Annotated in this window: 5 protein-coding genes; 2 read left to right on the top strand and 3 right to left on the bottom strand. The window is 67.5% G+C overall.

The features are described from left to right. Positions 1-6: 6 nt before the first annotated feature. Entirely contained in the window at positions 7-1,029 is a 1,023-nt protein-coding gene (locus tag C7I84_RS10710) for an aldo/keto reductase (protein ID WP_106772160.1), read from the top strand. Positions 1,030-1,127: 98 nt separating this feature from the next. Then, the gene (locus tag C7I84_RS10705) at positions 1,128-1,364 is read left to right on the top strand and encodes an Lrp/AsnC ligand binding domain-containing protein (RefSeq protein ID WP_106772159.1); all 237 of its coding nucleotides are present in this window, start codon (positions 1,128-1,130) and stop codon (positions 1,362-1,364) included. On the opposite strand, the gene C7I84_RS10700 is transcribed toward C7I84_RS10705, so the two are convergent. From C7I84_RS10700 to C7I84_RS10690, 3 genes are all read right to left on the bottom strand, one after another. Next, entirely contained in the window at positions 1,351-2,139 is a 789-nt protein-coding gene (locus C7I84_RS10700) for a heme ABC transporter permease (protein ID WP_106772158.1), read from the bottom strand. The two genes, C7I84_RS10705 and C7I84_RS10700, sit on opposite strands and share 14 nt — an antisense overlap. A 198-nt stretch (positions 2,140-2,337) precedes the next feature. Beyond that, entirely contained in the window at positions 2,338-4,113 is a 1,776-nt protein-coding gene (locus tag C7I84_RS10695; RefSeq protein ID WP_106772157.1) for a glucan ABC transporter ATP-binding protein/ permease, read from the bottom strand. A 219-nt stretch (positions 4,114-4,332) separates the two neighbouring features. After that, positions 4,333-12,903 carry a glycoside hydrolase family 94 protein gene (locus C7I84_RS10690; RefSeq protein WP_106772156.1) on the bottom strand — a complete coding sequence of 2,857 codons (8,571 nt, stop codon included), beginning with the start codon at positions 12,901-12,903 and terminating at the stop codon, positions 4,333-4,335. Between the last annotated feature and the right edge of the window lie 50 nt (positions 12,904-12,953).

The raw sequence follows: 12,953 nt of genomic DNA, 5'->3' as shown, positions 1-12,953 counted from the left end.
AACGGAATGGACGTTCGGCACTTCGACCGCATCGGCAATGGCGGCCTGGATTTCACCGAGCTCGGCTTCGGCACGGCGCCGCTCGGCAATCTCTACCGCGCCGTTTCCGATGACGACGCCCATGCCATCCTGGAAAAGGCCTGGGAGACCGGCGTGCGTTATTACGACACGGCACCGCTCTACGGCCTCGGCCTGTCGGAGACCCGCCTCAACCGCTTCCTGCGCGGCAAGCCCCGCGACGACTACGTGCTGTCGACCAAGATCGGCCGCCTGCTCGAGGTCTGCTCGCCGGACCGGCGCACCGGCATAGGAAAATTCTTCGACACGCCGTCGCGGCGCGAGGTCTACGACTACAGCCATGATGGCGTCATGCGCTCGGTCGAGTTCTCGCTGGAGCGCCTCGGCGTCGACCGCATCGACATCCTCTTCGCCCACGACGTGGACGTCTTCACCCACGGCAGCCGCGCCGCCGCCGACGCCCGCATCGACGAGCTGATGCGCTCCGGCTACGGCGCGCTGGTGTCGCTGCGCGACCAGGGCGTGATCAAGGCGATCGGCGCCGGCATCAACGAATGGCAGGCGGCGCAGGCGCTGGCCGAACGCGGCGACTTCGACCTCTTCCTGCTCGCCGGCCGCTACACGCTGCTGGAGCAGGAGGCACTGGAGAGTTTCCTGCCGCTCTGCCAGGAGCGCGGCATCGGCATCGTGCTCGGCGGCCCCTATAATTCCGGCATCCTCGCCACGGGCGCGAAGCCGGGCGCCTATTACAATTACTCGGAAGCGTCGCAGGAAGTTCTCGACCGCGTGGCGAGAATCGAAGCCGTCTGCAAGCGCCACGGCGTCCGCCTGATCGAGGCGGCGCTGAAGTTCCCGCTGGCGCACCCTTCCGTCGTCTCGGTCATCCCCGGCGGCCAGCGGGTGGCTGAGGTTGAGAGCAACCGCGCCCTGCTCGACGCGAGGATTCCGCCGGCATTGTGGGAGGACCTGAAGACCGAAGGCCTGCTGCGCCCGGATGCGCCGACCGGCTGACAGGACGTCCGGTGCGTCGGCGGCCGGACATCACGGCGGCACTGGCCGGCCCAAGGCGGGCGATGTAAGAAGGGGCCGCTCAGACAACCGGAGGTCCCATGCGAGCCGTTTTCGTCCAGTTGCAATGTGCCCCGGGCAAGACCTACGAGGTGGCCGACGCGCTCTATGAACGCGAAGTGGCGTCGGAGCTCTATTCGACCAGCGGCGAGTACGATCTTTTGATGAAGGTCTATATCGACGACGGCGTCGACATCGGAAAGTTCATCAACGAGAACGTCGCCAATGTGCCGGGCATCGTGCGCTCGCTGACGACGCTGACCTTCAAGGCGTTCTAAGCGCCGTCCGCTCGGCCCGCCGTGCCGCGACCTGCCGCATGGCGGCGACGCGGCGGCGCTGTATCTCGTTGCGCATCGCCATCAGATGCAGCGCGACGAACAGGATGGTGAAGCCGGCCGCCATCACCAGCAGCGGCCACAAAAGGCTCGGATGAATGGTCGGTCCGTCCAAGCGGATGACCGAAGCCGGCTGATGCAGCGTGTTCCACCAGTCGACCGAGAATTTTATGATCGGGATGTTGACGAAGCCGACCAGCGTGATGATGGCCGCGGCGCGGGCAGAGCGCGACGGATCGTCGAGCGCCCGCGTCAGCGAGATGATGCCGAGATACATCAGGAACAGCACGAAGACCGAGGTCAGGCGGGCATCCCACACCCACCAGGTGCCCCACATCGGCTTGCCCCAGATCGAGCCGGTGACCAGCGCGAGGGCCGTGAACAGGGCGCCGATGGGTGCCGCCGCCTTCAGCGCGACGTCGGCGAGCGGATGGCGCCACACCAGCGTGCCCAGCGCCGACAGCGCCATCAGCGAATAGCAGAGCATCGACAGCCAGGCGAACGGCACGTGGATGTACATGATCCGCACCGTGATGCCCTGCTGGTAATCCTCGGGCGCCGTGAAGGATATATAGAGCCCGGCGGCCAGGACGACCGTGGCCGCGGCCGCAAGCCAGGGAATCAGCCGGTCGGCCAGCGCGAGGAAGCGCGTCGGATTGGCAAGCTCCGCCCATCGCCCGGGGCGGGCCGTCTGGTCGCGGGTGCTGGTCTCGCTCATGGGGCCTTACATAGCGCCGTGCCGTGCCTGCCGCAACGCGGCCGAACGAAGCGGAAGCACGCGTCTCTCCGCCGCCCGCGGCCTGCCGGCCGTGTCTCATGCCAGCGGCCGTTCCAGCAGATAGAAGGAGCGGCAAGTCCTTCTGCCTGCACCCCGGGAGAAGCCCGGAACCGCCCCTTCGGAAAAGGAGGACCTGTGTCAGGCCGCCCGTTCGCGCACCGGGACGTGGCTCAGGCGTCGCACATCGTCGTCCGCCAGCAGGCCGCCGGCGCGCAGCAGCGCGGCGAAGCGGCCATTGGTGGCCGACAGCTCGGCGAAGCCGCCCATCTCGATGATGCGGCCCTTATCCATGAAGATGACGAGGTCGGCATCGCGCACCGTCGTCAGGCGGTGGGCGATGATGAAGGTGGTGCGGCCCCGGCGCAGTCCGTCGATCGCGTCCTTGACGCGCGCCTCGGTCTCGACGTCGAGCGCGCTGGTCGCCTCGTCGAGCACCAGGATCGGCGCGTTCTTCAGGATGGCGCGGGCGATCGCCACGCGCTGCCGCTCGCCGCCCGAGAGCTGGCCGCCGCGCTCGCCGACACGCGTGTCGTAACCTTCGCTCTTGGCCAGGATGAACTCCTGCGCGGCGGCGGCCTCGGCTGCGGCATGCACCTCGGTGTTGGCCGCGCCCTCGCGTCCGATGCGGATGTTCTCCTCGATCGAGCGGTCGAACAGGCCGGCATCCTGGAACACCGCGGCGATCGACTGGCGCAGCGACTGCTTGGTCACGGTGCGGGTGTCGACGCCGTCGATCAGGATGCGGCCGTGTCTTGGCGTGTGCACCCGCTGCAGCAGGTTGATCAGCGTCGTCTTGCCGGCGCCGGTCGGCCCGACGATCGCTACCGTCTGACCGGCCTTCACCTCGAAGGACACATCCTCCAGCCCCTCGCCGGTGTCGGCGAAGGAGAAGCTGACGTCCTCGAAGCGGATCGTTCCGCCGACGTTCTTGAGCTCGTCGAGACCCTCGGGCTCGACCGCCTCGGCGGAGGCGTCCTCGAGCTGGTAGAAGGCCTCCAGCTTGGCGCGCGCCTCGAAAATCTGGTTGACGAAGGCCGAAAGCTGGTCGAGCCGGCTGATCAGCAGCGTGGCGAAGCCGGTGAAGGCGACGATGTCGCCGATACGCAGCTGGCCGCTGGATACCAGCATGGCGCCGATGATCAGCACGATCATCATCGAGATGGTCGAGGCCAGCCGGTGCAGGGCGCTGGCCAGGGCCCACCAGTCGAGCACCGGGAACTGCGCATCCAGCAGGCGGCGGGTGTAGCCGCGCAGCGCCTCTGTCTCCTGGGCGACGCGGTTGTAGCTCTGCAGCACCGTCACGTTGCTGACGGTGTCGGTGACATGCGAGAAAACCTCGTGATAATGGCCTTCGACCTGGGCCTGGCCGGCCTTGGTCTTGCGCATGACCATGCGCCCGATCAGCACGTAGAGCACGCCGAGCGCGAACAGCACCATCGACATGCGCAGGTCGAGCGACAGCGCCGTCGGGATGAGCAGCAGCAGGGCGACGGCCGTCGCCAGATGCGTGCGCATGAATTCCAGCCACAGCGTGAACAGCGTCTCGACGGCGCGCAGCAGCGTGTGCAGGGCATTGGAGGTGCCCCGCTTCTGGTGCCACGACAGCGGCATCGAGATCACGCGCTCGAAGGATTCGCACAGCACGCTGACGCGCCGCGCATGCGCCAGGCGGTCGGCGCCGCGCGCCACCAGCACGAAGGCGACGATGTTGAAGGCGCCCAGGCCTGCCCACAACGCCAGCGGATCGACCAGATCCTCCTTCTCGGCGATGGCGTCGATGATCTGTCCGAACAGGACGGGTTCGGCGATGGTGACCATGCCGAGCGCGACGTTCGCCGCGCAGATCAGCACCACCTTGTGCTTTTCGGCGCCGAGGTATCTCAGCGCTCGCCAGTAGACTTCAAGTAAAGTCACGCCAATCCCTCACGCCAATTATTGTGCAGCGCAGCAATCCGACCACAAGTATCGGCTGCGGCATCGCACTTCAATGCCCCCCTACCCGCCCGGTTCCAACTTTCCGAACAAAAGATCGTAACAAACCGAAATCTCCCGTGATCCGATAACGGTTTGAGTTTTCAACAAAAAAGGCGGCGTTGCGGCGAAATCATGGCGACCCGGCTCCAATTCGTGAACTCAGCTTCCGGTCTCCCGCAGCCGTACGACCTTGCCGCCACGACCGGAGCTTTCGCCCTGGGCAAGGCGGAATGTATTTCCGTCGAGAGTATTTCCATCGACTTCCACAGCGAGCGATCCGTCGCCACCCTTCCTCGAAACACGGATGCGGTACGATCTGCCGGCCAGATTCAGCGAGGCGGAAAACCCGTCCCAAGTGCTTGGAATCGCTGGGTCGACGACTATCTCGTCGCCGTGACGGCGAATGCCGAGAACGGCCTCGACGGCGGCGCGATAGAGCCATCCGGCCGATCCGGTGTACCAAGTCCAGCCGCCGCGCCCACCCTTGTCGGCGCTGGAATAGACGTCCGCGGCAACGACATAGGGCTCCACGCGATAACGCCGGGCAGCCTCCTCGTCGGCCGCGTGGGTGACCGGGTTGATCATGTCGAAGCAGCGCCAGGCATCGTCGGCGCGCCCCATTTTCGCCAGGGCGATGACAAACCAGGTCGCCGCGTGGGTGTACTGGCCGCCATTCTCGCGCACGCCCGGCGGATAGCTTTTTATGTAGCCGGGCTCCTTGTCGGTCGCCGAGAAGGGCGGCGTGAATAGCTTGATGATGCCGAGTTCCGAATCGACCAGCCGCTCGTGGGCCGAATCCATCGCCGTCCGCGACCGCTCGGCATCGCCGCCCGCCAGCACGCTCCAGGACTGCGCGATCGAATCGATCTGGCACTCGTCGGATTGGCGCGAGCCGAGCGGCGAGCCGTCGTCATAGCTGCCGCGGCGGTACCAGGCGCCGTCCCAGGCCTTCTCCTCCAGCGCCGCCTTGAGCGCCTTGGCGTGAGCCTTCCATTTGTCGGCGCGCGCCGTGTCGCCGCGCCTGCGGGCGGTCGGCGTGAAGTCGTCCAGCGTCTTCAGCAGGAACCAGCCCAGCCAGACGCTCTCGCCCTTGCCGTGCTCGCCGACCCGGTTCATGCCGTCGTTCCAGTCGCCGCCGAGGATAAGGGGCAGGCCGCTCTCGGCCGTGCGGGCGACCGCCAGGTCGAGGGCGCGCGCGCAGTGCTCGTAGATGGTCGCGGTCTCGCGTGTCGGCTCCGGCGTGAAGAAGGCATCGTGCTCGCCCGGCTTCAGCACCGGCCCGGAGACGAACGGCACCTTCTTCTCGAGGATCGAGACGTCGCCGGTGACCTCGACGAAGTGCGCGGTCGCATAGCCCAGCCACACCACGTCGTCGGAGATCATGGTGCGCACGCCCGCGCCGGTGCGCGGCAGCCACCAGTGCTGGACGTCGCCTTCCATGAACTGGCGGCTGGCGGCGTTGAGGATCTGCGCCTCGGCCAGCTTCGGATCGTGCAGCAGGAAGGCCAGCGTGTCCTGCAATTGATCGCGGAAACCGTAGGCGCCGCTTGCCTGGTAGAAAGCCGAGCGCGCGCGGATGCGGCAGGCGATGCTCTGGTAGGGCAGCCAGTGGTTGACCATGGCGTCGAGCGCCTTGTCGGGCGTCTCCACCTGCAAGGTGTCGAGGAAGCCGCGCCAGGTCCGCTCGTTGTCGGCCAGCCGCTCGTCGAAGTCCCTCGCGCGATGGCGCGCGACCAGGGCTCCAGCCTCCTCGGCGGACCCCGCATCGCCCATCAGCCATAGCAGCGAGACCTCCCCGCCGGCCGGGATCTCGACCTCGCGTGCCATCGCCGCGCAGGGATCGAGGCCGGCCTCGACCTTGCCGGAAAGAGCGGCGCCCGCCGTGACAGCCCGGGGCCATTCGACGGTACCGTCCTGGCCGAGGAATTCGCCGCGGTCGGTGGTCACCGACTGCGCCGCGGTATCGCTCGCCAGGAAGGCGACGCGATCGGCGAAGTCGAGGCTGTAGGGGTTGGACGCCAGCAATGCACCGGTCTCGGCGTCGAGCGCCGGCACGACGTTGGGCGCCGAGCGCGGACGGTTGTTGCCGAGCACCCACTCCGCATAGGCATAGACGGTAAATTTCGCGGCCAGCGACCCGCTGTTGCGGATGGTCAGCCGCGCCACCTTCACCGGGTCGGCCGGGTCGACGACCTGCTGCAGCTCGAGCGACACGGTGCCCCGCTTCGCCGTGAAGGTGCTGACGCCCTGGCCGTGGCGGGCCTCGTAGGTCACCGCCGCGTCGCGCGCCACGGCGGCGAAGGGCGCGAACGCCTTTCGGCTGGCGTGGTCGAAGACATAGATCGCCTCGCCCGGCCGGTTGGAGACCGGGTCATTCGACCACGGCGTGAGCTGGAAGTCGCGGCTGTTGCGGCTCCAGGTGAAGGCAGCACCCTCGGCCGAGACATGGAAGCCGAAGGCGGAATTGGCGATCACGTTGATCCAGGGCTGCGGCGTCGTGCGGGTGCCGGTCAGCCGCACCACATAGTCGCGGCCGCCATTGGCGAAGCCGCCGAAGCCGTTCCAATGGTCAAGACCGGTCCCGTCGGCTGCGACGTCGCGATGCTCGGCAGGCGCGGGCGCCGGCGGATGCGGCACTCCTGCCGCCTCCGTCGCCTCGCGGGCAGCCTCGCGCGCCTGGATCGCCGCCGCCTCGGCGCGCTCGACCTGGTCGAACACGGTGCCGTTACGGGTGTGCAGGACGATGCGCGCCACCGCCAGTAGCGTGCGGTAGGATTCCTCGTCCATCAGGTCGCGGCGCACGGCGAAGATATGCTGGCGCGGGCCGAGCTCGGAGCCGCGCAGCCGGCTGTTCTCGCACAGCGATTCGATCGCCTGCTGCAGGTCCTGCACGTAGGAGGCCGCCTGCTCGTTGAGGATCACCAGATCGGCGACCAGCCCCCTTCCCCGCATGTATTCCTGGTAGCGCAGCGCCTGGGCGACGATCTCGAGATCGGCGACGTCGCCGATCCGGATCGCGAAGATCGGGAAGTCGCCGGAAATCGCCATCGGCCACAGCGCCGACTGCTTGCCGAGGCCGCCGGCGATCGCCTCGGGCGCGGCGCGCAGATGCGCGTCGGGATAGATCAGGTAGCGCGCCAGCCGCTGCACGTTGGCGGCATCGGCGAGGCTGAGCCCCATGTGGCGGGTCTGCACCTGCGAGCGGGTCCAGGACAGCATGGCCTGGCGGGCGAAACTGTCGTGATGGTCGAGCAGCGCCACAACCGCCTCGATCTCGGAGCGGCTCGCGCCGACCACCGTCCAGAAGGTGAGTTGCACCTTCTTGTTGGCGGGCACGCGCACGCGCCGGCGGAGCGCCATGATCGGATCGAGCACGAAGCCGGCATTGCCGCCGAGCGTCGCGCCGGGATCGAGCGCGGCCGGATCGGCGATGCTGCGGCCGCGGCCGATGAAGGCGCGCCGGTCGGTCTCGGCCTCGGTGTCGCGCTCGATGCCGGAGGCGTCGGTCACGAAATGCGCCGCCTCGAAGTCGGGATCGCCGCCGGAGCGCTTGCGGCGCCGGGCGAAGATCACCTTGCGGGCGCCGCCGATCTCGGTCTCCACGAACATCTTCGAGAAGGCGGGATGGGCGGCATCGTCGAGTTCCGGCGCCAGCGCGCATTCGACGAAGGACGTCACCTCGATATGGCGGTCGACGTCGCCGTCATTGTGCAGCGTGACGCGCCGGCCCTCGCCATTGCCCTCGGAAACCACGATGCATTCGACTTCCGAGCGCAGCGTGCCGACGATCTTGGTGAAGGTCGCCTTGTCGTCGGTGAAGTGGGCGTAGGCGCGTTCGCCCTCCGCCCGCCGCGGCTCGACGGTGGCCGACCACCAGTCGTCGGACGCCACGTCACGCAGGAAGATGAAGGAGCCGTCGCGGTCCTCCGACGGATCGGCGCGCCAGCGGCTCACGGCAAAGTCGTTCCAGCGGCTGTAGCCGGTACCGGTCGCCGTCACCATCACCGAATAGCGGCCGTTCGACATCAGGTTGGTGGCGCGCAGCGCGTGCGAGGGGTTGAGAATGGTGCGGCTGTCGACGCTCGCCTCGTCCTGCTCGACGCTCACCTCGTCGTCGGCCTCGGTGCGCACCGTGGCGACCGGGATGTGGCGCGGCGCCTTCTCCTGCAGCAGCAGCTCGGCCGCCTCGATCACCGGGTCGCTGTGGAAGCGGTCGCGCATGCGGCCTTCGAAGATGGCGTTCTCCACCGCGACGATCGTCATGCCCTGGTGGTGGGCATAATAATTGTAGACCACCGCATGGTCGGTGCCCTCGGGCACGCGCTGCGGGGTATAGTCGACGGCATCGTGATAGCCGTAGCGGCCGAGCGCGCCGACGCCCTTCAGCCGCCTGAGGTTGCGCACCGCTTCGGCCGGCATGAACTGCGCGGCGAGCACCGTCGCATAGGGCGCGATCACCGTGTTCTGCGCGAGGCCGCGCTTCAGCCCGAGCCCCGGCACCCCGAAATTGGTGTACTGGTAGGTCATCTCGCGGTCGCGGGCGTTGTAGGCCGCCTCCGAGATGCCCCACGGCACGCGCTTCTGCCGGCCGTACTGGATCTGCCGGCTGATGATCAGGTTGTTGGTCTGGTTGAGGATGCCGCCCTGCGGTTCCTTCATGACCAGCGGCGGCATCAGGTACTCGAACATCGAGCCCGACCAGGACAGCAGCGCGCCCTTGAAGCCGATCTCGACGATCGGCCGTCCGAGGCGGAACCAGTGTTCGGTCGGCAGGTCTCCCTTGGCGATGCCGAACAGGCTGGTGAGCCGCGCCTCCGAGGCGATCAGGTCATAGCAGCTCTCGTCGAGCTGGTGCTGCTCGACGCGGTAGCCGATTGACAGCAGCTTGCGGTCCTGCCGGAGCAGGAAGGAGAAGTTCATCTCGAAGGCGAACTTGCGCGTGCGCTCGCGCAGCTCCAGCAGCTTCACGCGCAGCGCCTCGACGCTGCGGTCGTCGCTGTGCGCGTCATGCACATGCGCCTCGCAGGTCGCCTGCAGCTTCTCCGCCCAGTCCGAAAGAATCTCGCTCTTCACCGAGCCGACCTCGGTGTGCATGGCCGCCGCCAGCTTGCGGATCTCGCCGGCCAGCACGGTCAGGTTGATGGTTCGGATCGAGGCCATTTCCGGCTGGCCCTTGATCGTCTCGACGGCGCGCTGCACGCCTTCGATGCGGTCGCGCAGGCGCTGGCGCAGCGGCCTGAGCTGGCGCCGGTCGTCGGGCAGCTCGTTGAGGCTCTCCTCGAGGATGGTGACCGTGTCGAGCAGGCCATCGAACTCGCCCTGCAGGTGCACGGACGGAGCCTCCGCCCATTCGGCGCAGGCGGCCGCGACGGCGATGAGATGGCCGGCCAGGTTGCCGCTGTCGACGCTGGAGATGTAGGGCGGGTTGAGCGGCCGCAGCGTGTCGGTCTCGTACCAGTTGTAAAGATGGCCCCTGAACCGCTCCATGCGCTCCAGCGTGGCCATCGTCCGGTCGATGCGGGTCACGGCTTCCGACAGGCTGATCCAGCCGAAGTCGCGGGCAGACACGATCGACAGCAGATAGACGCCGATATTGGTCGGAGACGTGCGCGCCGCGACGACCGGAACCGGCGTCTCCTGGAAATTGTCGGGCGGCAGATGGTTCTGCCCGGCCGTCACATAGGTCTCGAAATAGGCCCAGGTGCGGCGCGCCACCACGCGCAGCGCCTTGCGGTCGGACGGCGAGACCCGCAGGCGGTCCTCGGTCTCGGCCGAGCGGCTGATCAGCCAGGCGAAGGCCGGCGATCCCGCCCAGAAGATAGTGAAGAAGAAGGCGACGAAGGCGCCGGTCGAATCGGCGGCGACCGGGATGACCAGGCCGATCACCGCAATCACCACGGCACCGTACATCATGCCGTAATAGGCCGTCAGCGTGTTGCCGCCGGCCTTGTGCGCCTGCGAGGCGGTGCGCCATTCGAGCAGGTGCTGGCGGCTGACGAACAACCTGTAGAGGGTGCGGACGATGGCGTCGCCCATCATCCAGGCGGTATGCGCCATCAGCACCACCTTGAGCGCCACCATGGCCGTCGCGAAGACGGCGTCGCGGAACAGTGCATTGAAGTGGCCGCGCGCGGTGACGTCCTTGCTCTTCGGCAGGAGCCCGTCGACCACGTCGAAGGTCGGCGCCATGAACAGGCTGAGGATGAGCAGCGCCTGCCACTGCGCCGCCTGCGTGAAGGGAAGCAGCGTCCAGCCGGCGATCGCCGCGATCACCCAGAAGATCGGGGTGATCGAGCGGCGGAGATTGTCGACCATCTTCCAGCGCGACAGCGCCGGCACGCCCGAGGCGGGGTCGAGGATGTAGCGCAGGAGCTGCCAGTCGCCGCGTGCCCAGCGGTGCTGTCGCGAGGCGTCGACGGAGTAGCGGGTCGGATAATCCTCGACCACCTCGACGTCGGTGACGAGCGCGCAGCGGCTGTAGGCGCCCTCGAGCAGGTCGTGGCTGAGGACCGTGTTCTCGGGGATGCGCCCCTTGAGGGCCGCCTCGAAGGCGTCGATGTGGTAGAGGCCCTTGCCGGTGAAGGTGCCTTCGCCGAACACGTCCTGGTAAAGGTCCGAGACGGCGAAGACATAGGGATCGAGGCCGCGATTGGCGGAGAACACGCGCTGGAAGAACGACGCCTCGTCGCCGGTGGTCAGCGAGGCGGTGACGCGCGGCTGCAGGATCGAATAGCCGTGCGTGATCTTGCCCGTCTTCGGGTCGACTTCCGGCCGGTTCAGCGGATGGCACAGCTTGCCGACGAGTTCCGTGACCACGTCGCGCGTCATCTTGGTGTCGGCGTCGAGCGTCATGACGTAGACGACGCTGGCCGGCAGCGGTTGCTCCGGCGGCATGAAGGTCGTGTCGGCATCGCCGCGCAGCAGCAGGTTCAGCTCGTGCAGCTTGCCGCGCTTGCGCTCCCAGCCCATCCAGCGGCCTTCCTGCTCGTTGTAGAGCCGGCGGCGGTGCAGGATGTAGAATTTCGGCGCGCCTTCCGAGGGATAGCGTTCGTTGAGCCGGGCGATCTCGGTGCGCGCATGGGCGAGGATCTCCAGGTCGGACGCGCTCTGCTCGGTGTCGCTGTCGGGCCAGTCCGAGAGCAGCGCGTAATGCAGCGCACCCTTCATGTTGGCCAAATGGTGCACCTCGAGCGTGCGCACGCTTTCCTCGACGTCGTCGCGCGAGCTGATCAGCGACGGCACCACGACCAGCGTGCGCGCCTCGGGCGGGATGCCGTCCTTGAACTCGTAGCCGGGCAGCCTGGTCGGCTCGAGGAACAGCAGCACCACGGTGTTGAAGAAGGAAAGCGCGCCTTCGCTCGCCGGCACAGCGAACAGGATCAGCAGCAGGGCGATGGACACCGGCGAGAGGCCGAGGCTGGCAAGCGCCGACCCGGTCGCGACGAGCAGGATCACCGTCAGCGCGAACACCGGCAGCACGATGCCCAGCCAGCCGGCGGCATGGAAGGAGCGTACCAGGCGGCGGCCGAACCCCGGTCTGTAGCCGATCGCCCTCTCCAGTTGCCGGCGGCCTTCGCCGACGAGAAAGAAGCCGACATCCGTGGCTTCCGGCATGCCGAGCGCATCGATCGCGGCGCCCGGACGCACCGACTTGCCGGCCATCTCGGTCGCCCGCACGGCCACCTCGTATTCCGAGAGATTGGAGCGGCGGGCAAGCTCCTCGATCTCGCCGCGATACTGGTTGCGCGATTCGAAATCGAGTGCCGCATAGTCGCCGCGCTCACGCAGCAGCCCGTCGATGCGGCTGACGCCCTCGAACCACTCCGGCCAGTCGACGTCGTTGATCAGGCGCAGGCCGCGGATGATGTTGCCGGCCGTCACGTTGCCGCTGGACAGCACGTGATGCTCGCCCAGCGTGATCTGCTCGGCATCCGAGCCGAATTTCTCCAGCTCGTCCTCGAGCCAAACCAGCGCCTCGCCGGCATTCTGCGAGCCGTCGCGCAGCCGGTAGAGCAGCTGGGTGGCGAAGGTGGTGTCGCGCGCATGCGTCGCATAGGCAGCCATGATGGCGCGGCGATCCTCGCCCTCGCCGGTCGCCAGCACCCTGTCGGCGACCTCGTTGGCGATCTGGCGCATCTCGCGCGCCCGCTTCACGCGGACCGCGATGCGGCGCAGGTTCTCCACCAGCACGAAGCGCAGCAGGGACGGCAGCGCCCACAATTCCCCGATCTTGAACGGCTGGATGCTCTGATAGCCATCGACCAGCGCCTTCAGCATCTGCGCGGACACGGCGCTGTCGGAATGGGCGACATAGACCCAGGCAAGCGCCAGGGCGCGCGGAACTTCTCCGCCGCCCGGCAGTTTCATGCTCGGCAACTGGCGATAGAAGCGCGGCGGCAGATCGCGCTTGATCTGGAAAATGGTCTCCTCGACCACGTAATTATTGTCGAGCAGCCACTGGGCCGCCGGCGTTATCGGTTCGCCGCGAGCCTGGGCGGAATTGGTGGAGCGGTAGGTTTCGAGAATCCTGGCGGCGTTCTCGCGATGCCGTGCCTGGAAATCGAACGCTTCAAGGCCGCTCAGCGGAACCGGCTCGTTGCGCGCCAGGCTCTGTCCCAAGGCATGCAGACGGTCTTCCTGCAAGAAAGTCGAACGGATCGGCTGTTCCGCCGCGGCGGGAAAGAGCGGGCTCGCGGTCTTGGCCGCATCGGGCCTGGCCTGAATATTCATTAAATGTCGGGTTCCACTCACACAAGGAAAGGCCGCGGCGGACGCCGTGG

The sequence above is a fragment of the Kumtagia ephedrae genome (genome assembly GCF_003012745.1).
Taxonomy (GTDB): Bacteria; Pseudomonadota; Alphaproteobacteria; order Rhizobiales; family Rhizobiaceae; genus Kumtagia; species Kumtagia ephedrae.
This window is presented reverse-complemented; position numbering and strand designations above follow the sequence as displayed.